Here is a 21,257-nt window from a genome sequence, read left to right as displayed (position 1 = left end):
AAACATCCATGTTCAAAATATATAGCTCTTCGGCTGGGTCGGGGAAGACATACACGCTCACCAAAGAGTATCTCAAACTGGCGCTGCGGCCGGACGTGAAGGAGGATGGCTATTTTCGGCGCATTCTAGCGGTCACGTTTACCAATGCGGCTGCCAACGAGATGAAAAACCGGATTCTGGAAAACCTGTCCGGAATTGCCGGAACGAAGGAGTCTCCTTTGTTGAATGAACTGGTGACCGAGCTGTACGACACGGCCGCAGGACCCGATTCGTTCAATGACGCCAAAGCTGATTTACGGAAAAAAGCGTCCGGCGTTTTTCGGACCATTCTGCACCGCTACGCCGATTTCAGCGTAACTACCATCGACTCGTTCACGCAGCGTATTGTCATGGCGTTTACCGACGAGCTGGGGTTGCCTTATTCCTTCGACGTAGAGCTGGAAACCGACGAAGTGCTCGAACTGGCCATCGACAACCTGATTGAAAAGGCGGGTACCGATGAGATGGAGGAGATTACGACCATTCTGAGCGAGTACTACACGAATACGGCTGCTGAGGGTAAAAGCTGGAATCAGCTTCCCGAATTGCTCAAAGAATTCGGCCGCAACCTGACCTCCGATCAATTCTACGAAGCTGTCAACGCGGCTCAGGAATTATCGCCAAGTGTGTTGCGCGTGATTCGTACGCAGTTACTTGCTCATAACCAACAGGTTGAAGACGAGGTCGTTGGCTACGGGAAACGAGCCTGGAAATGCATAACCGACGCGGGTTTAGACGAGAAAGATTTTAGCTATGGTGCCAGCGGAGTGGGTGGTTTCTTTAAAGCTATTGCGGAAGGTAATGCCCAGCGAGACGCCGGGACCCGCGTTTACAACGCGCTGAACAAAGGCGACTGGTACACGAAAAAAACGCCGTTGCCCGTTCAGGCGCTGATTGATGGCATGGCCAGCGAGTTAGGCGACTGTATCACGCAAATTCTCCGCGTTCGCGATGAACGGGGCCTACAAGTCACGCTGTTCGATTGCCTGCTGCCTCATTTGCAGAAACTGGCCTTGCTGAAACAGATGCGGATTGAATTCGATGAGTTGCTGCGGAAAGACGGTCGGGTACACATCTCGGAATTCAATAAAAAAATTCTGAGCATCGTCGCGTCCGAACCCGTTCCATTTCTGTACGAGCGGCTGGGTACTAAATACAACCACATTCTGATCGACGAATTTCAGGATACGTCGCGGCTTCAGTTTGCCAACCTGCTGCCCCTCATCGAAAACGCCCTCGGCGGGGATCACTTCAATCTGGCCGTTGGCGATGGCAAACAGGCCATTTACCGCTTCCGGGGGGGAGATATGGACCAGATCGTGGCTCTGCACCGCAAAGATCTCGAGACCCTGAAACAGGCGCACAACCCCGGCTCCTGGACGGCCGATCGCATTGACATGCTGGACGGGCATTTGCAGGAAGCGTTGCTCGACACCAACTGGCGAAGTGCGGAGCCGATCGTTCGGTTCAATAACGATTTCTTTGAGTTTACCGCCCGTAAATTTGAGAGCCAGCACCCCAAACTCGCGGAGGTGTTTGACCCCGAAAAACAGTTTCACCAGAAGGCCCAGCCCAACGCGCACATTGCTGGTCACGTTCAGATTGACTTTGTCGCCAAAGATGCTGAGGCTGATAAAGATATTACGGCACAAATGCTCGAAAAAACGATGGAGCATTTGGAAAACGCGTTGGCAGATGGTTACAAATACGGCGACATCGCTATTTTGTGCCGCAAGAAATCGCACGCTAAAGCCCTGGCCAACGAGCTGAACGCCAGACGCATTCCACTGGTATCAGCCGATTCCCTGTCGCTGGAGTTCTCCGACCCCGTCAAATGGCTGGTGACACTGATGCAGCTCCTTCAGCGGCCCGACCAGAAGCTTCTTCGGTACGAACTGTTGTACCTGTTTCACCGCGTGGTACAAGGTATTTTTCCTGATGATGCGTTGACGGGGAAGTTGAGCGCTGTTGCCGAAAGCGACATCGATGCTACCTATGCGTACCTCGCCGATGAGGGCTACCCGCTGGACCCCTACGTGATGGGTCAACTTAATCCGTACGAACTGGCTGAACGATTGACCGCCCAGTTTGGCCTGTTCAACCAGGCTGAGCACAACCCGTTTCTGTTCCGTTTTCTGGATGAGGTACTGGCGTTCAATCATAAACGAAGCGGGCATCTAAGTGATTTTCTGCTGTATTGGGAAGGCGTCAGGCAAAAAATTTCGGTGGAGGGAAACGCTGGCAATGCGGTTAGTATTCAGACCGTTCACCGATCAAAAGGGCTGGAGTTTCCGGTGGTCATCATTCCATTCGCCAACTGGAAAGTGGAACCGATCAACGATAGTACCATCTGGCTCGACCTGTCGGCCATTCGGACCGATGCCCTCTCTCATGAAAACGGGGCGGGGCAGTTAACCCGCCTGTTGTCGGCCCCGGCCCATACGACCAGCAAATTACGGGGTACGCCCAAAGTAATCGCCGATCAGTACGAAAATGAATTTACCCGTACGTTTCTGGAGAACATGAACCTGCTCTATGTGGCGTTTACCCGCCCAACGGATCGGCTTTATGTAATCAGTGAGGCAAAAGATTTTACCAAAGGGGCACAAAACACCATCAGTCACTGGCTTCACGCGTTTCTCCGCGATAGCGAGGTGGCCCGGAATTGTGGTTGTGGCTGGCAGGAAGGCCAGTTCAGCTATCAGATCAGCCTGTGTGCCGACGCGTTTTCGCACCAGAAAGAGGAAGGTCCACTCGATGAGATTGTGCTGGAAGAAATCGTAAGCGGGCACCGGGGGCAGGATATGCAGTTACGCCGTCAGGCCGATCGGATGTTTGATGTCGCAACGTTTGAACGCACGCGGGAGCGCGACCGAAAGCTCTGTGCCGCCCTGAGCCTGATAAAAGGTCCAGAAAGTATCGACAACGTGTTGCGGCAACTGGTGAGCGAGGGCCTCGTTCGTCAGGCAGAACGGGCGGAGCTGACACAAAGCCTGACGGCCATTGTGTCGCATCCCGTTCTGTCATCCCTGTTCGACCCGTCACTCCGCATCGATACGGACCGGAGTATCTTGAGCAGTCGGCGCGTACATGGTGCTCCCCACCGTGTTGTCTATTACCCGGATGGGCACATCGTTCTGGTGCAGTACGAGTCGATGCCGATCGAGTCCGATTCACGTGATTCCCTGGTCTCGGTGAACAATCCAACGGATTCGCTGAAGTACTTCACCAATTTATACCGGGAGATGGGTTTTCACGAGGTGGAAGGGCGGCTGGTCTATTTGTCGGCTGAACCGGAAGTCGTAAAGGTTTTTTAAAGACAAGCTGTTTACCCTTTTATGTAATTTTTTTGTCGTTCTTCCTGCGGCAGAATGGCGAAAAGCGGCCCATGTGGCTCGATTACAGCCAGTTCAAATAAGTTCGATGATTAATTATTACCGCATGATGCATACTCTAAAATTAGTTGCCGAACGTAAACGTATCGCCGTTTTTCTTAGTCTCAGTTTTAGTCTTTTGGGCCATTCTTTTGCGCAGACAGTCTCGCCTTACGCCTTAAAAACGGGCCGCGAACTTACCTTGCTGGGGGCGGGGGTAGCCCTGCAGGGGGCTGTGCTGGCCCTCCACTCGTCGGTCGATCCGCTTACCCTTGCCGAAGTGTCTGCCCTTGACCGCAATGAAATCAACCCCTTCGACCGGAAAGCGACTACCCACTGGTCTCCGTCGGCGGGTACGCTGAGTGATGTTACACTGGCCGGTAATGCGGCTATTTTTGGTTTACTGACGCTGGGTACCAAACCGATGCGGCAGGATATTAAAACGGTGGGCGTCATGTTCGTGGAAACGATGGTTATTGCCAACGGCTTCGAGCGCTTGGTTAAGGCGGTTACCCAGCGGCCACGTCCGTTTGTCTATAATCCGGGTGTCCCACTGGAGGAAAAACTGACGCGCGATGCCCGCCAGTCGTTTTTTTCGGGCCATGCCACCCACGCTTTCGCTACCGCCGTGTTTACGGGTGAAGTTTTCCGGCACTATTTTCCGCATTCACGGCTGAAGCCCGTTGTCTGGGTCGGGTCGCTTGGGTTAGCCACAGCTACCTGTCTGCTTCGGTACAAGGCCGGGGTGCATTACCCAACCGATTTAATTGCCGGGGCCGCTTTCGGCTCGCTGGTGGGCTGGGGTATTCCCAAGCTTCACCAGGTTAAAAACCAGAGCGCGCTGGGTCGCCGGGTGGATGTGCAGCCGTGGAGTACGGGCTCGGCAAATGGAATTTACATGCGGCTGGCGGTGTTCTCCCGTTAACTTTACCCCTGTTCGCTGGCTAACTAATCGGCCAGTATTTTCTGAATAATGACTAAAATTACTGACCACATAAAGGCTGCCAATGGCAAACCTATTTTCTCCATTGAAGTCATTCCGCCCATCAAAGGCGACAATCTGAAAAGCCTGCTCGACAACATTGAGCCCTTGATGGAGTTCAAGCCGCCTTTTATTGATGTCACCTATCACCGAGAGGAGTATATCGAGAGGCCGCTACCCGATGGCACCATTCAGAAGATCGTAACGCGTAAACGGCCCGGTACTGTGGGCATTTGCTCGGCCATCATGCACCGCTTTGGTGTTGACGCGGTGCCGCATGTGCTTTGTGGTGGTTTTTCCCGCGAAGAAACCGAAGATTTCCTGATCGATCTTCACTATCTGGGCATCGACAATGCGCTGGTGCTTCGGGGCGATCCGGCCAAGCCATTTACCACCTTCAAGGCAAAAGAAAATGGTTACCTGTACGCCAGCGAACTGGTGGAGCAAGTGGCCAACATGAACAAAGGAGTTTACCTGCACGAGGAAGATACTGCCCTGGCTCCCAGTAATTTCTGCATTGGGGTAGCCGCTTATCCCGAAAAACATTTTGAGGCTGCCGATCACGATACTGACTTTCAATACCTGAAGCAGAAGATCGACAAAGGAGCGGATTACATTGTTACACAGATGTTTTTTGATACCAAGAAGTTCATCGACTTTGTGGATCGGTGTCGGCAGGAGGGGATCAACGTACCCATTATTCCGGGACTCAAGCCGCTCAGTACCCGTCGGCAACTCCAGATTTTACCCAAACTGTTCCACCTTCATATACCGTCCGACCTTGTTCAGGCCGTTGAAGCCTGCGAAAACGATCAGCAGGCCCGGCAGGTAGGTATTGAGTGGTGCACGCAGCAATGCCGTGAACTGATCGCGTATGGCTCACCCGTCATGCACTTCTACACCATGGGTAAATCCGACAACGTCATGAAAGTGGCGAAGGCGATTTTTTGATTGGTCGGTCCGCCGGAGCGGATGATTTTTTTGGGACTTTATCCAACCTTGATCGTTTTGTCCAGGATGATCAAGGTTAGATAAAGCCTCAACAATAGGGCGTTTTGAAGAGCCGCTTACACCTTATTTCTCGCCCCCTTTGCCTTTATAGTCTGAATAACTACTAAATATTTTTCCGTCGAAACGGTAGAGACCTGTTGCTCTTGTACCCACCCAAAGTTTTCCAGTTTTATCTTCCAGGATTGACCAAATCCAGGGATTGACAAGTCCATTCTTGAAACAGGTGAATGATTGGCCATCGTACCGGCAAAGCCCGGCAGCACCACCAAACCAAAGGTTTCCGTTCCTGTCCTCTATAATTCGCGTAATAGCACCAATCGTTAAGCCATCGCTTGCCGTAAAACTGGTAAATGATTGGCCATCATATCGGTAGGCACCACCCCAGTTGCTGAACCAAATAGCCCCGTTTTTGTCTTGCCATTGAGGCCAGGCCCAATTTTGACCAAGTTGAGTCGAATCCGTACCCCTGTGGTAACGTAGTTCGTTTGGTTTAAGGTTGATCACTGATTTACCATCATACCGGTACACCCCTTCGTTACCTCGCCCACCTAACCAGATAGTACCCGCTTTGTCTTCTAAAAGATGTTCTACGTTATTGTTGCTGCTCGTAAAGCCACCTGCGTCTTTATCAACGATAAACGGTGTAAAGGATTTGCCGTCGTAGATATAAACACCATCAATTGTTGCGAACCACAGTTTCCCGCTTTTTGCCTGCATGATACTGAATACCCAATGCGAGTTGCGATATAATTGATTCGTATTGGGAGGTAGGTTTTTTGGTAAGGGAATCTGGATGTTGGCAAAGGATTTACCATCGTAGAGACAAAGTCCCGCTTCAGTACCGATCCATATTTTTCCCGCTCTATCTTCCACCAGGCAACAGACATTATTACTGATTAACCCATCGATCACTAAAAATTGGTTAAACGATTTGCCGTCATATTTATAAAGTCCATTCTCAGTGGTGCCGAACCACAGGTTACCCGCTTTGTCCTGCAGCGCACACTGAACATTGCCATAGTTGGGTGAGCCGATGGTTTTTACAAGTTTTGGATGGTCACCAGATAGGAGGGTTGAATCACTTACGTTTTCCTTTTTAGCTGGTCCGTTGCAGGCTGGGATAAAGACAGCCAGCATCAATAAAGCACATACGTGCAGGAGATTAGCTCTTTTTCTCTTTATGTTCATACTACAGCAATACGATTGAGCAACCGCAGTGGACGTTTTTCCTGTCTGCGTTTACTGGTTCGGGTCAAACCTAACGGCCAACTTTGTTAAACGGGTAAATCGCTTGTAAAAAAGTGTTAACGAAGTGTAAAGGCTGAAATTTATCGCTGGGCAAGGCCTATTTTTGGGCTATGAGACACGTGATGCTGATCGTATTGATCTTACTAGTCACCGGCCTGCCTGGCTATAGCGACGGGGGAAAGGTGCTGGTAACCATGCGTACGATCGGTCATGAACTACTGCTGGCTTCAGGCGATTCCGTGTCCTGGGTAGCACCCATTGAAGAAGTCGATGACCGCACGTTTCTAATTCGGTTTCAACGACCTTTTGCCTTTAAACCAGCCTCACTCGTCGAGATCGTTGACCGGAAGTTGCGGCAAAACCAAGGTTCCCTAAACTACCTTGTGGAAGTCAGGCAAGAACAGCGGAACACCGTAGTGTACAGCTATGAAGTCCGTCAACCGCTCAATCACCGGGCCATTGCCTGTTTAACCAGAATACCTCCCCAGGGGGCTTACTATATCAAAATTCAGTTTGCCCAGCCGCTGGTTCAACTGGCCTCGACCAGTCGTGTAGCGCAGGTAGCCTGGCTTCTTCTCGCCATTCTATTGACCGGAATAGGCTGGCGTTTTATAGACCGGAAAACTCCTGGTCTACCCCCGGTTGCCGCTGCAACCCCGCTCAATTTGGTTCAATTAGGCCCCCTCACGTTTTGCCTGGACAAGCAGCTTCTGCGGTTGGGCGATGATCGCATTGAGCTATCGGCCAAAGAGTCCAAGTTGTTGACGGTATTCGCTACGTCTCCCAATGCTGTGATTGATCGGGACCGGCTGATGGAACAGGTTTGGGGGGAAGAGGGTGTGATTGTGGGGCGCAGTCTGGATGTGTTTGTGTCTCGGCTACGTAAAAAGCTCCAGCCCGCCCCCACAGTACGCATTGTTAATAGTCACGGGCGAGGGTATAAACTGGAAATCGACTAGCACCAGGAGAACTGTCTGGGCGAGCCGACAAACTGGCTGGGAGCAACCGTGAATGCCGGGTAACGATCGGGGGCTATTGTGGAATCAATAACGCTCTTTTAACCTACCAGTCAAACCGGCAGTTAACCCTCTGTCGACCCGCAAACCAAGTCTTTCTCTGGGTCAAAAATAGAATCGCTGGAAGTTACTTACCCTGTTACGTGCTAACCTCATGTATCATCGCATTGTCAAACAAATCGTCCTCCAGAACTTCGAGCGCTTAAGCCAGGGCGACTACGAATTCATGCTCAAGGGTATGTCGCCTTCGATCACCCATACGTTTAGCGGCCAGCATACCTTAGGGGGGACCCGCCATAGCGTTCCTGCCATGCGGGAATGGTTTGCCCGCTTGTTTCGGCTTTTTCCGGGGCTCAACTTTGAGATTCGTAGTGTAGCCGTTAGCGGATGGCCTTGGATGACGACGATCGCTGTAGAATGGACTGACCGGGCAACCCCCGCCGACGGATCTGCTTACGTTAATGAGGGGATGCACCTGATCAAAATGCGCTGGGGTAAAGTGGTGTACCTACGGGCCTATCTGGATACCGCCGTTCTGATAACAACGTGTGAGAGGTTAGCTGCTTATGGTCTTAGCGAGGCTGTAGCCGCCCCCATCGAAGATTAGTTGGGTTGTCTCCGTCTTCAGATGCGCCAACCTGAGACGAAGGAGATTCTAATCGTTCAAAAAAACGGCTGGCAATCTGCATTAAGGCTGGCATTGCTAATGGCCGGTATCTGAATTCTACTCGGCCAGATAGTTACCAATACCAACTACAACCGTTGAGAGCACAACCATCATGATTCCCAGTGTGATGGTGCGCATGGTGGACTTGTTGGCTCCTCGCCACTCGTGCAGGTATAAGCCCCAGAAGCTACTGAAAGCAATAATGAAGGCCATGTGAAGCGTCCAGCCCGAGAAGCGGTATTCACCCATCTTACTGTCGCCCATACCGTAGAAGAAAAACTGGAAATACCAGGTAAATCCAGCCATCGCGCAGAAAACGATGTTCCTGACAATGGGCGTCGACATGTTGCCGTAATCGGTATACGTACGGTTGCGGATGTTCAGATAAATCGTCCAGATGGCGTTCGTGGTCAGTCCGCCCAGCAGAATAATAACCAGAGCCGCATTGTTCATGTACAGCGGGTCGGTCCCGTTTTTAACGGCTAGTTCAGCGATGGGTTGCCCGGCCGTAAGCCCGAACGAAAAACAGGCGCTCATAATCCCCGAAAAAACAGCGACCAGCAACCCTTTGCGAATATCGAATTCGGCGATAACGGCTTTTTTCTGCTCATCCGACAACGAACGTTCCTTCATCATACCGGCAATACCGCAGATGGAGATACCCAACACGCAAACGCCCAGCCCAAGAATAATGACCTGGCCCGACGTCGTGCTGATCAAATGCCCGAACTGACCCAGCCAGATGGGGGGTACCAGCGTTCCGAATACGGCACAAAGGCCCAGTGTTACAGCCATACCGAGCGATAAGCCCAAATAGCGCATGGCCAGACCAAAGGTTAGGCCCCCAAAGCCCCACAGAACGCCCCAGAAATAAGTCCACAGAATTGTTTCGCGGGGAATCTGCCCCAGTACGCCAAACAGATTCGTTACGGTGAGTGAACCCAGCAGCAGCGGGGCGGCCAACCAGGAAAATAACCCACCCACGAGCCAGTAGCTTTCCCAGGCCCACCCGCGAACTTTCTGATACGGTATGTAAAAACTGCCGGAGGCAAAGCCCCCCAGCGCATGAAAAAAGACACCCAGTAATACAGCCACTTTATCTATGTTTTTTCAAATTTATTCCAGGCATCGTTAAAAACTTTCCTGTTCTCTCCTGTTTGATCAGTAAATAAGAGTCCCTTATTTTTTAATAAGGCTAACAGGAGAGTACATGAAGCAGGAGAAAAGCAAAAACGCTTACTTTGTCTAAAACAAGATCACGGAAGATACTACTTACTAACTATTTATGAATACGACGCAAGCGTTCAACTATGTGAGCTACCTCTGGGATGACAAAAAGGCGGCAGAACTGGCTGGTGACGAAGTTGCCCTGTTTATATACCGGTCTAATCTGCTTGGAGCCGATCTGCGCCTGACGAATTATGCCGGAGGAAATACGTCGGTTAAATTGATGGAAACGAACCCTTTAACCGGTGAGCCCGTCGAGGTGATGTGGGTAAAAGGGTCGGGGGGGGATATTGGTACGCTAACCAAAAAGGGATGTGCCAATCTTTATGTAGACCGTCTGCATGCGTTGAAAAACCGTTACCGGGGGCTGGAATTTGAAGATGAGATGGTTGGACTGTTCGATCATTGCCTGTTCGACCCCAAGTGCGCGGCTCCTTCCATTGATACTCCACTACATGGGTTGTTACCGTTCAAACACATCGACCACCTGCATCCTGATGCGCTGATCGCGATTGCGGCCAGCCGCGACGGCGAAGCCATCATGCACCAGATCTGGGGCGATCAACTCGCCTGGTTACCCTGGCAGCGGCCCGGTTTCGACCTGGGTCTGAAACTGGAGGAAACGGTTCGCAACAACCCGAACCTGCGCGGTGTGATTCTGGGTGGCCACGGGTTGTTTACCTGGGGAAATACGTCCTACGAGTCGTACATCAATACGCTGGAGGTGATCGAGCAGGCATCCGAATACCTGGCCGCCAACTACGGTAAGAAACGTGCGGTTTTTGGCGGACCGGCCCGTGAAAACACGGATGCGGATACGCGGAAGAAACAGGCGGCTTCGTTGATGCCCGTTCTGCGTGGACTGGCGTCGGGGCACCGGCGAATGGTGGGGCACTTCACCGACGACGAGCGTGTGCTGGAGTTTGTCAATTCGCACGATTTACCCCGTCTGGCCCGGTTGGGTACCAGTTGCCCTGACCATTTCCTGCGCACCAAAATTCGACCGCTGGTGCTGGACCCGATTCAACTGTCATCGGCTGACAGTGAGACCTATCTGGAAAACGCATTCGCTGATTACCGCGCTGATTATGCGGCTTACTACGAACGCAACAAGCACGATAATAGTCCGGCCATTCGTGACCCGAATCCGGTCGTTATTCTGTGGCCAGCGGTTGGCATGTTCACCTTTGCGAAGGATAAGCAAACGGCGCGCGTGGCGGCTGAATTCTACACCAACGCCATCAACGTGATGAAGGGAGCCGAAGCCGTATCGGACTATGTTGGTCTGCCCGAGCAGGAGGCTTTCGATATTGAATACTGGTTGCTGGAAGAAGCCAAACTACAGCGAATGGCAAAGCCCAAGCCGCTGTCGGGGAAGGTGGCGCTCATTACGGGTAGTGCCGGAGGCATTGGAAAAGCCATCGCCAAAACATTTCTGGCCGAAGGGGCCGTGGTCATTATCAACGACAACGACGCCGACCGGCTGGCCTCCGCCAACGAAGAGTTTCAGAATCAATATGGTAAGGATGCCTACACAGCGGTCCAGTTGGATGTTACCAATGCCGAGACCATTGCCAACGCGTATACGGCGGCTTCGCTGGCTTTTGGTGGGGTAGATATCGTCGTTAACTGCGCCGGGTTGAGTATCTCCAAGCCTATCGAAGAGCATACCGAAAGTGATTGGGATTTGCTATATGACGTACTGGTGAAAGGTCAGTTTTTGGTTACTCAACAGGCCGTGGCAGTTATGCGTAAGCAAAAACTGGGGGGCGATGTGATCAACATCGTCAGTAAAAATGCCCTGGTCTCTGGACCGAACAACGCGGGATACGGGTCGGCAAAAGCAGCTCAATTACATCTTAGCCGACTGAATGCCGCCGAGCTAGGTAAAGATCATATCCGGGTGAATGTCGTCAATCCCGACGCCGTTATTTCCGATTCCAAAATTTGGGCCGGTGCCTGGGCCGAAGGGCGCGCCAAAGCGTACGGAGTGACGGTCGCTGAATTACCCGCCTATTATGCCAAGCGTACCTTGCTGAACGAAGTTATTTTACCCGATGATATTGCCAATGCCTGCCTGGCGTTCGTCAATGGATTGCTGGCCAAATCGACCGGCAACGTCCTGAACGTTGATGGCGGGGTAGCCATGGCCTTCGTCCGGTAAACACATAACCCCTAAACCTAATGACTCTTAACCCCGAACATATCGATGCGTACAACCAGGCGCACCTGGAAGGCCATCAGCGGAAGCTATCCTACTGGACGCAGGAGGTCGCTCTGGCTGAGCCGATCATCAGAAAACTGATTGATTTTCAGATTGCCATTCCAAGCTGGGCGCTGGGAACGGGCGGCACCCGTTTCGGGCGGTTTCCGGGGGGGGGTGAACCCCGCAGCCTGGAAGAAAAGATTGCCGATGTGGGCCTGCTGCACGCCCTGAACCGCGCGAGTGGCGCGATCTCACTGCACATTCCGTGGGACATTCCAACCGATCCCGACGCGATCAGGCAATTGGCGGCTCAGTACGGACTGCGCTTCGACGCGGTGAACTCCAACACGTTTCAGGATCAGCCCGACGCCGGGCAGAGTTACAAATTCGGCTCGCTGCAACACACCGATCCGGCCGTCCGTCGGCAGGCTATTGAACACAATATTGAGGTGATCCGGCATGGCGTGGCACTGGGCTCCGACGCGTTAACCGTCTGGTTGTCGGATGGATCCTGCTTTCCTGGCCAGCTCAACTTTCGCAAGGCGTTCGACCGGACGCTGTCGAGTCTCGAAGAGATTTATGCGGCTTTGCCCAATGACTGGAAACTGTTTGTGGAATATAAAGCCTTCGAACCTAACTTCTATTCAATGACCGTTGGCGATTGGGGGAGTAGCTTCCTGTACGCCAACAAACTCGGGCCGAAAGCCTATACACTCGTCGATCTGGGCCACCACTTGCCTAATGCCAACATCGAGCAGATCGTCGCGATTTTGCTGCACCAGGGTAAACTGGGCGGCTTCCATTTCAACGACTCCAAATACGGTGATGACGACCTGACGGCGGGTAGTATTAAACCCTACCAGTTATTTCTGATCTTCACCGAACTGGTCGATGGACTGGACGCCCGGGGTATGAACCACGCAACCGACCTTGGCTGGATGATCGACGCCAGTCATAACGTAAAAGACCCCCTCGAAGATCTGCTTCAGTCGGTAGAGGCTATACAACTGGCTTACGCTCAGGCGCTGTTGGTTGATCGGGACGCGCTGGAAGATGCTCGCGAAGCCAACGACCCGGTTCGGGCGCAGGAAATTTTGCAGGACGCCTTCCGAACCGATGTACGCCCATTGGTTGCCGAAGCCCGTCGCCGGGCCGGTGCTTCACTAAACCCGCTGGGTCTGTATCGGCAGTTAGACGTTCGCCAGCAGCTTATTGGCGAGCGGGGTGCCAAGACGGTAGCCACAGGGCTTTAATTAAAAGCGAAAGAATGAAAGAGCGAAAGAGTGGGGAAGCGCTCCCGTGCGCCGAATCTGTAAATCGCTCTTTCGCTCTTTCATTCTTTCACTCTTTGTTACATGAAACAAACTTCCGCTATTGCCATCTTCGACATTGGGAAGACCAACAAAAAGCTGTTCCTCTTTGATGAGCATTACCGAATAATCCGGGAAAAGTCGGAGCAGTTTGTCGAGATAACCGATAACGATGGCGATGCCTGTGAAGATCTTGATCAGCTAATTAGCTGGATAACAGCCTCGCTGGCGGACGTGCTGGCCTTGCCTGATATCTCGGTTCAGGCGGTCAATTTTTCAACGTATGGGGCTAGCCTGGTCCTGATTGATCGGGAAGGAAAGCCGTTATGTCCATTGTATAACTACCTCAAAGCGTATCCGCCCGCTTTACTTCAGCAATTCTTCAGTACGTACGGCCCTGAATCAGAAATCACCCGGCAAACGGCTTCTCCATCGCTGAGCAGCCTGAACTCCGGGCTTCAGTTGTACCGGTTCAAATATGAGCAGCCCGATTTGTTTAAACGGCTGAGTTATGCCCTGCACCTGCCGCAGTATGCCGGCTATTTGATTAGCCACTGGCCGGTTTCAGATCTGACCAGCATCGGGTGCCACACCATGCTCTGGGATTTCGACCGACGAGATTATCATGACTGGGTAAAAAAAGAGAATCTTGATACAAACCTGGCACCCATTGTTCCGTCGGACTCCGCCCGCCTGGTTGTTATCAACGATACATCCATTCAGGTGGGCGTTGGGCTTCACGACAGCTCGGCGGCCTTGATTCCCTATCTGGCGTCGTTTCAGGAACCGTTCGTGCTGATCTCGACCGGAACCTGGTGCGTGAGCATGAACCCGTTCAACAGCAGTCCGCTGACTCCGGAAGAATTGCAATACGACTGCCTCAACTACATGCACTACAAAGGACAGCCGGTCAAATCGGCCCGTCTGTTTGCGGGCTACGAGCATGAGCACCAGGTGAAACGCCTGGCTGACCATTTTCAGGTACCCATCGATTCGTATGTTCGTGTAGCCTACGAACCGGCGCTGATCGAGCAACTGCGCCAGCATGTGAGCCAGGTAACAACGGAGAATGACGCCAAAGGAAAGCAACTGCTGTCCATGCAGGGGTCTTTGTTCGGGCAGCGTAACCTGGCCGATTTTGCTACCTACGCGGAGGCTTATCACCAACTGATGCTGGATATCGTGGCCCAGCAATTGATTTCGACGAACCTTGTGCTCGCCGACACATCAGCCAACCGGGTCGAGGTGAAACGACTTTTCGTGGATGGTGGCTTCGGAAAAAACTTTATTTATATGAACCTGCTGGCCAAAGCCTTCCCTGATATCGATGTGTATGCCGCATCGGTGGCTCAGGCATCGGCGCTGGGGGCGGCTTTGGCCATTCATACCTACTGGAATACGCAGCCGCTGCCGGGCGATTGTGTCGAACTGAAAAAGTACACGGTTTCGGTTGCTGCCTAGACAATCCTTTTTATCTACCTACCGCAAATGAAAGTCAACTCGTTGGTTGGTCGCCTTGTGCTCCTGCTTGTCGGTTTCGCGCAGGTCGCGCCCGCCCAGAAACTCCCGCCGAAAAAAGATATTCTGGCAAAGATGACGTTGGCCAACGCCTACTTCATGAAGACCTGGCCTGATCCCGGCAAAGACATTGTGACCAACAAAACACGGCCCAGCAATATCTGGACGCGGGCAGTTTACTACGAAGGACTGCTGGCCCTGTATGGCATTGATCAACAGAAAGCCTACTACGATTATGCCGTCGACTGGGGCAACAAGCACCAGTGGGGGCTGCGGAGCGGCATCGCCAGCCGTAACGCCGACGACCAGTGCTGTGGTCAAACCTACATCGACCTGTATCAGATTGATCGGAAACCCGACCGATTGCACGACATTAAGGCATCTATCGACGCGATGGTAGCCAGTGGCAAAGTAGACGACTGGAGCTGGATCGATGCGCTGCAAATGGCGATGCCGGTGTTTGCTCAACTGGGCGTTCTGGAAAAGAATCCGGCTTATTTCGAGACGATGTACCAGATTTACGTATACTCGAAAACCCGGCACGGTGGCAACGGCCTTTATAATCCGAACGATGGTTTATGGTGGCGGGATAAGGATTTCGTGCCGCCCTATAAAGAGCCAAACGGAAAAGACTGCTATTGGTCGAGGGGGAATGGCTGGGTCGTAGCCGCCCTCGTTCGGGTGCTCGACATCCTGCCGAAAGACGCTCCCCACCGGGACGAATACCAGCAAACATACCTGGAGATGATGAAGGCGCTGCCGCCGTTGCAACGACCGGATGGTTACTGGAATGTTAGTCTGCATGACCCGACAAACTTTGGGGGGAAAGAACTCACGGGAACGGCTCTTTTCATCTATGGCATGGCCTGGGGTGTCAGTCAGGGTTTGCTGGATGGTCGTGTGTACAAGCCCATTATCACGAAAGCCTGGACCGCCATGGCTACCGAGTCCGTACATCCGAACGGGTTTCTGGGCTATGTGCAGGGAACCGGCAAAGAACCAAAAGACGGCCAGCCCGTCACCTACGACAGTAAGCCGGATTTCGAGGATTATGGTCTCGGCTGCTTCCTGCTGGCCGGTACGGAATTGTATAAAATGAAGCGGTAAGAATGGCATTTGGTTTACGGTTTTTGGTTGCTGCCGCCGGTGCACTTGACGCGCCAGTCAACCGTGCGACGGACCGCCGTATACCAAAAACCGAATACCGTAAATGACAAACCGCAACCCAGGAACTGATGGAAGAAATAGCGTTTACGATGAAATTGAAGCCAGGTGTTGAGGCAGAGTACCAACGCAGGCATGATGAGATATGGCCGGAATTAACGGCGGCTCTCCAGGCAGCTGGTGTCCGGGACTATTCGATCTACCTCGCTCGCTCGTCGGGAACCCTGTTTGCCATTCAGAAACGCCTGCCAGGCCACACAATTGAAGCGTTACCCGAGTTACCCGTTATGCGACGCTGGTGGGCATACATGGCTGATCTGATGGAAACAAACCCCGATAATTCGCCGGTTACCGGACCATTAACCCGCGTGTTTCATCAGGATTAGCGTTGTTCGGGAGGTACTGCTTTACCTAAAAAAGAAAACGGGCCAGACACCTTGTGCCTGACCCAGAGAAAACGCCATACGTGAAGTCGCGCCGGTATCTATTTCTTCGTTGGCAACGCAGCCACATCCCGTTCCCGTTCTGTCTGTTCGACATAAACGGCATAATCGGCCGGTTCTATTTTTATACCTAGGTGGTTGGCGTAGGCCTGCGTAAACTCGGCACCAAAGTAGAGAATAGCGGATGTGTAGTAGATCCACGTCAGGATAACAATCAGGGAGCCAGCCGCTCCGTAGGCCGAACTGGTGCTGGTCGTTTCGATGTACAAACCAATCACGTACCGACCGAGCATAAAGAGCAAGGCTGTAAAAAAGGCTCCCCAGCGCACATCCTTCCAGGCAATCTTAGCGTCGGGCAGTACTTTGAAAATGATGCCGAAAAGGGCAGTCACAACCGCCGTACTGATCGCAAAATTAAGGGTAGTGATCAGAATGAACCCGATGCCGGGTATGTAGCGGGTGATGATATCGCTCATGGCCAGAATAAGTCCGTTGATAACCAGCGACACCAGCAACAGAAAACCCAGACTGACAACCAGGGAAGATGAGAGCAATCGATCTTTAATCAGCTTGAGCCAACCCCGCTTTGGCTTGGCTTTAACGCGCCAGATCATATTTACCGAGTCCTGAATTTCGACGAAAATACTCGTTGCGCCGATAACCAGGGTGACAATGCCGATTGCCAGTGCTGTGTTTGTTTTGCCGGATAACCCGACATTTTTGATCATGTCCTGAATTTGTTTGGCGGCTTCATTGCCCACCAAGCCATTTATCTGAGAAAAAATTTGTCCCTGAATAGCTTCCTGCCCAAGAAAAATACTCATCACCGAGATGATCAGCACGAGTAGGGGAGCCAGTGAGAAGACAGTATAGTAAGCCAGAGCAGCGCTTAGTTTTAAACATCGGTCGTCCAGAAAACCATTAAATGCATCCCGGACGATAATCCACAGGTCTGAAAAGAAAGATTTTTTTGTCGTGGCGGTCATATATAGTGAGTTGTCGTGTGTACCAGCCATAAGCACCAGCAGGCGACTGATGGCAACCGGTGTGTAGGGAAGACTGCTTAACCAAAATTCAGTCAAGTTGTTGGCGAAACCTCGGTTAAACCAGATAATGGGCCGGTCGGTTATATTTTCCCGTTTGACGGGATTTTGAAACAACCACTGCTCCATAGGGTTCTTAACTATACATTTCAACTAGACATAACGTACTCAACAGTCTATGAACCCTGCTGTAGAATCGTACCCAATCGACAAGCGACCTCCCTCGCTGCCGCCCATTCACTCCGTAAAGCTGACGGTCAATGGAAAAGACACTGAATTACAGATTGCTCCCTGGACAACCCTGCTCGACGCCCTGCGGGAGTACATGGATTTGACGGGTACCAAAAAAGGCTGCGACCACGGCCAGTGCGGAGCCTGCACGGTGCTGATAAACGGGAAACGCATCAATTCCTGCCTTACGCTGGCTATCATGCAGGAGGGCACCGACATCACTACCATTGAAGGAATAGCCCAACAGGAAGGTAGTTCGTCGGGCAGTCTTCACCCGCTTCAACAGGCTTTTATTGAGCATGACGCCTTCCAGTGCGGCTACTGCACACCAGGGCAAATCTGCTCGGCAGTCGGTCTGATGAATGAAGGGAAAGCCAAATCAACGGCTGATATCCGCGAATTAATGAGCGGCAATATTTGCCGTTGCGGAGCATACACGAATATCGTGGATGCTATTGAAGACGTCCTTAACCAGAAAACGGCATGAATAGCTTTACCTATACCCGAGCCGATGCCGTAGATACCGCTGTGCGCGAACGGGCATCCGAACAAACTGCCAAATTTGTGGCCGGTGGCACCAACCTCATTGACCTGATGAAGGAAAATGTGGAACGTCCCACGCGCCTGATCGATATTACCCGCCTTCCTTTAACCGCCATTTCTGACACCGTAAACGGTGGTCTTCGGCTGGGCGCGCTGGCAACCAATGCCGATACCGCGTACCATGAGCAGATCATTCAGCGATATCCGCTGTTGTCGCAGGCTATTCTGGCCGGTGCGTCGCCCCAGTTGCGTAACATGGCCACCGATGGGGGTAACCTGTTGCAACGGACGCGTTGTTATTATTTCTACGATACGGCTACGCCCTGCAACAAACGGGAACCCGGTTCTGGGTGTTCGGCCATCAACGGCTACAACCGGATCCACGCGATTCTGGGAACCAGTGATCAGGGCCGCACCGGCGGCTCAACGGAACTATCCTGCATCGCTACCCATCCGTCGGATATGTGCGTTGCCTTGGCGGCTCTGGAAGCAGAGGTTCGCGTGAAAGGCAGCAACGGTGAGCGGACCATTCCTTTCGCCGACTTTCATCGGCTTCCCGGTAATACCCCTCATCTGGACAACACGCTGGAGCCTGGCGAACTGATCACGTCGATTGACTTACCCGCCCGAGGATTCCCCGAATTTCATACCTACCTGAAACTCCGCGACCGGGCTTCGTACGCTTTTGCGCTGGTATCCGTAGCAGTTGGATTAGAAATGGATCAAAGCGACGGTCGCGGCAACACCATCACAACGGCCAGAATTGCCCTGGGTGGCGTAGCACACAAGCCCTGGCGCAAGCCCGAAGCCGAAGCTCTGCTGGTTGGCAAACCGGCAACCAAAGAAAACTTCCAAGCTGCCGCCGAGTTATTGCTGGCCGGTGCTCAGGGATTTGGTCACAATACATTCAAAATAGAACTGGCTAAACGCGCGATTGTCCGGGCGTTGGGACAGGCTGCTAAACTCGAACCTACCGCATGAGTACGCCACCAGTAGTAAATCAATCAATCGGAAAGCCCATTAACCGCGTCGATGGCGTGGATAAAGTAACGGGTAAGGCGAAGTATGCCGCCGAGTTCAATGTGCCTGGTCTGGCTTACGGCGTTGTTGTATCCAGCGCCATTGCCAAAGGTAAAATCAAACTCCTCGACGCGAGCGATGCGCTGGCGCTCGAAGGTGTTCTGGCCGTATTCACGCACGAAAACCGGCCCAAACTGGCCTGGTTCGACATTAGCTACAAAGATCAGGACGCTCCACCGGGTTCGCCCTTTCGGCCGTTGTACGATGCCACGATAAAATACAGTGGTCAGCCTATTGCGCTGGTCGTTGCTGAAACGTTTGAGCTGGCTCGTTATGCCGCTACCTTGATTCGGGTCGAGTACAAGGAGGAAGCCCATGAAACCAGTCTGGAAACCAACCTGCACCAGGCTCGCAAGCCAAAGTCGGGCATCGCATCGTTACTAAAGCCGCCACCACCAAAACCCCGTGGTGATTTTGAAAAGGCTTACGCGGAGGCCCCTGCGACCATGAACGGTCGGTATATTCATGCCGCCGAGCACCACAATCCAATGGAACTGTTTGCGACAACGGTAGCCTACGAGAAAGGTGGCAAGCTGACGATTTACGACAAAACGCAGGGCGTAACCAACAGCATTCTGTACGTAACGCAGGTGTTCAACATTCCTTTCAAGGATGTACGGGTACTCTCGCCCTACATGGGTGGCGGATTTGGTGCCGGCCTGCGTCCTCAATACCAGTTGTTTATGGCTGTTATGGCCGCTCGAGAGCTGAAACGCTCGGTACGGGTATCGCTGACACGCCAGCAGATGTTTACGTTTGGTCACCGTCCTGCTACGGTGCAGAATGTGGCGCTAGGCGCGTTATCGGATGGCACGATGAGCGCGCTTTATCATGACGCCGTAGGCGAAACGTCGCAGTTCGAAGATTATACCGAAGTTGTCGTTAACTGGGGCGGTATGCTTTACCCCACGGAGAACGTCAAACTGGATTATAAAGTGGTGCCGCTGGATATGTACAGTCCGCTCGATATGCGTGCCCCAGGGGGCGTAACGGGTATGTCGGCACTGGAGGAAGCCATGGATGAACTGGCGTACAGTGTAGGGATGGATCCGCTGGAGCTTCGGCTTAAAAACTACACGGATCTGGATCACAGTCAGCAGTTGCCGTATTCCAGCAAGGAGCTTAGAGAGTGCTTCCGGCAGGGAGCCGAACGATTTGGCTGGTCGGCCCGCCGTGCGGAACCTCGTTCCATGAAAAAAGACCACAACCTGATTGGGTGGGGGATGGCAACTGGGATCTGGGAAGCGAACCAGATGCCGGCCCGCGCCGAAGCTACCCTGATGGTAAATGGAAAACTACGGGTAAGCAGTGCCACCGCCGAAATAGGCACGGGTACCTACACCATCATGACGCAGATTGCGGCCGACACGCTGGGTATGCCGGTGAGTGACGTGCTGTTTAAACTGGGTGATACTGATATGCCGATTGCCCCGATTGCGGGTGGTTCCTGGACGGCTGCCACCGTAGGGTCCGCGGTGCAGGCTGCCTGTCAGGAGGTTGGAAAGACGCTGCTCAAGCTCGCGAAGAAGATGCCCAACTCGCCATTTAAAGGAGCCAAATGGGATGACATCACGTTCTCTGACAAGCACATGCGCCTGAAAAGCGACCCATCCGTTGCCCTGTCGTTGCAGACCCTCGTAGATCAGAACGGAGGCAAAGCGGTCCGGGAAACGACGGGTGCGTTGCCTAACATGCTGAAGCAAAAAAATTACACGCGCAGTGCGCACTCCGCTGTTTTTGTCGAAGTCATGATCGACGAAGAGTTGGGTACGGTGAAAGTGACCAGGGCCGTAACTGCCGTGGCCGGTGGCAGAATCCTGAATCCGAAAACAGCCCGCAGCCAGATACTGGGCGGTATGGTTTGGGGTATCAGTAAAGCCCTCGAAGAGGAGAGCGTTCTGGATCATAATTTCGGGCGTTTCATGAACCACAGCCTGGCCGAATACCACATGGCTGTCAATGCGGATATCCATGACCTCGACGTTATCTTCGTGGAAGAACACGATGACATTGTCAACCCGCTGGGGGTGAAAGGTCTGGGTGAGATTGGTATTGTCGGCATGCCCGCAGCCATCGCCAATGCTGTTTTTCACGCAACGGGCCGTCGTGTCCGCGATTTACCCATCACGCTGGACAAATTGTTGTAAGTAGCTTT

Annotated in this window: 16 protein-coding genes; 13 read left to right on the top strand and 3 right to left on the bottom strand. The window is 52.7% G+C overall.

Annotated elements, in window-relative coordinates; genetic code table 11:
• The first annotated feature begins 8 nt into the window (after positions 1–8).
• The 3 genes from ACYU87_RS08765 to metF all read left to right on the top strand — a co-directional run bounded on the left by ACYU87_RS08765 (position 9) and on the right by metF (position 5,346).
• Positions 9–3,356, top strand: coding sequence for a UvrD-helicase domain-containing protein (locus ACYU87_RS08765; protein ID WP_461133685.1), 3,348 nt, complete (start codon positions 9–11; stop codon positions 3,354–3,356).
• A gap of 124 nt (positions 3,357–3,480) precedes the next feature.
• Positions 3,481–4,338, top strand: a complete 858-nt coding sequence (locus ACYU87_RS08760) for a phosphatase PAP2 family protein (protein WP_461133684.1) — start codon at positions 3,481–3,483, stop codon at positions 4,336–4,338.
• Between the two features lie 48 nt (positions 4,339–4,386).
• Positions 4,387–5,346 carry a methylenetetrahydrofolate reductase [NAD(P)H] gene (metF, locus tag ACYU87_RS08755; protein WP_461133683.1) on the top strand — a complete coding sequence of 320 codons (960 nt, stop codon included), beginning with the start codon at positions 4,387–4,389 and terminating at the stop codon, positions 5,344–5,346.
• Positions 5,347–5,469: 123 nt separating this feature from the next.
• On the opposite strand, the gene ACYU87_RS08750 is transcribed toward metF, so the two are convergent.
• The gene (locus tag ACYU87_RS08750; protein WP_461133682.1) at positions 5,470–6,594 is read right to left on the bottom strand and encodes a ligand-binding sensor domain-containing protein; all 1,125 of its coding nucleotides are present in this window, start codon (positions 6,592–6,594) and stop codon (positions 5,470–5,472) included.
• A 170-nt stretch (positions 6,595–6,764) separates the two neighbouring features.
• Between ACYU87_RS08750 and ACYU87_RS08745 the strand changes: the two genes are divergently transcribed.
• Positions 6,765–7,613 carry a winged helix-turn-helix domain-containing protein gene (locus ACYU87_RS08745; RefSeq protein ID WP_461133681.1) on the top strand — a complete coding sequence of 283 codons (849 nt, stop codon included), beginning with the start codon at positions 6,765–6,767 and terminating at the stop codon, positions 7,611–7,613.
• A 211-nt stretch (positions 7,614–7,824) separates the two neighbouring features.
• Positions 7,825–8,277 (top strand): nuclear transport factor 2 family protein, encoded by a 453-nt coding sequence (locus ACYU87_RS08740; RefSeq protein ID WP_461133680.1) that lies wholly within the window; start codon positions 7,825–7,827, stop codon positions 8,275–8,277.
• 117 nt (positions 8,278–8,394) lie between these two features.
• Here ACYU87_RS08740 and rhaT read toward each other — a convergent pair whose 3' ends face one another.
• Positions 8,395–9,432 (bottom strand): L-rhamnose/proton symporter RhaT, encoded by a 1,038-nt coding sequence (gene rhaT, locus ACYU87_RS08735; RefSeq protein WP_461133679.1) that lies wholly within the window; start codon positions 9,430–9,432, stop codon positions 8,395–8,397.
• A gap of 190 nt (positions 9,433–9,622) precedes the next feature.
• On the opposite strand from rhaT, the gene ACYU87_RS08730 reads away from it, so the two are divergent.
• From ACYU87_RS08730 to rhaM, 5 genes are all read left to right on the top strand, one after another.
• Positions 9,623–11,728: a bifunctional aldolase/short-chain dehydrogenase gene (locus ACYU87_RS08730; RefSeq protein WP_461133678.1), complete on the top strand. Its 2,106-nt coding sequence runs from the start codon at positions 9,623–9,625 to the stop codon at positions 11,726–11,728.
• A gap of 20 nt (positions 11,729–11,748) precedes the next feature.
• Complete coding sequence (locus ACYU87_RS08725) at positions 11,749–13,023, top strand: sugar isomerase (RefSeq protein ID WP_461133677.1); 1,275 nt, start codon at positions 11,749–11,751, stop codon at positions 13,021–13,023.
• A 102-nt stretch (positions 13,024–13,125) separates the two neighbouring features.
• Complete coding sequence (locus tag ACYU87_RS08720; protein WP_461133676.1) at positions 13,126–14,541, top strand: FGGY-family carbohydrate kinase; 1,416 nt, start codon at positions 13,126–13,128, stop codon at positions 14,539–14,541.
• Between the two features lie 27 nt (positions 14,542–14,568).
• Positions 14,569–15,705, top strand: coding sequence for a glycoside hydrolase family 88/105 protein (locus tag ACYU87_RS08715; protein WP_461133675.1), 1,137 nt, complete (start codon positions 14,569–14,571; stop codon positions 15,703–15,705).
• A 128-nt stretch (positions 15,706–15,833) separates the two neighbouring features.
• A complete protein-coding gene (gene rhaM, locus ACYU87_RS08710) occupies positions 15,834–16,148 on the top strand; it encodes an L-rhamnose mutarotase (RefSeq protein WP_461133674.1) in 315 nt (104 codons plus the stop codon).
• Between the two features lie 98 nt (positions 16,149–16,246).
• Here the strand turns inward: rhaM and ACYU87_RS08705 are convergent, their stop codons facing one another.
• Entirely contained in the window at positions 16,247–17,191 is a 945-nt protein-coding gene (locus ACYU87_RS08705; protein WP_461134356.1) for a YihY/virulence factor BrkB family protein, read from the bottom strand.
• Positions 17,192–17,426: 235 nt separating this feature from the next.
• Between ACYU87_RS08705 and ACYU87_RS08700 the strand changes: the two genes are divergently transcribed.
• Genes ACYU87_RS08700 through ACYU87_RS08690 form a run of 3 tightly spaced genes read left to right on the top strand, consistent with a single transcriptional unit; the run spans position 17,427 to position 21,249 of the window.
• The gene (locus ACYU87_RS08700; RefSeq protein WP_461133673.1) at positions 17,427–17,966 is read left to right on the top strand and encodes a (2Fe-2S)-binding protein; all 540 of its coding nucleotides are present in this window, start codon (positions 17,427–17,429) and stop codon (positions 17,964–17,966) included.
• Entirely contained in the window at positions 17,963–19,003 is a 1,041-nt protein-coding gene (locus ACYU87_RS08695; RefSeq protein WP_461133672.1) for an FAD binding domain-containing protein, read from the top strand. The genes ACYU87_RS08700 and ACYU87_RS08695 overlap by 4 nt, the downstream gene beginning before the upstream one ends.
• A complete protein-coding gene (locus ACYU87_RS08690) occupies positions 19,000–21,249 on the top strand; it encodes a xanthine dehydrogenase family protein molybdopterin-binding subunit (protein WP_461133671.1) in 2,250 nt (749 codons plus the stop codon). Before ACYU87_RS08695 ends, ACYU87_RS08690 begins: the two co-directional genes overlap by 4 nt.
• The last annotated feature ends 8 nt before the right edge of the window (positions 21,250–21,257 follow it).

The organism is Spirosoma lituiforme, from assembly GCF_054776635.1.
Note: the sequence above shows the minus strand (reverse complement) of the source record. Positions and strands in the feature narration are given on the sequence as shown.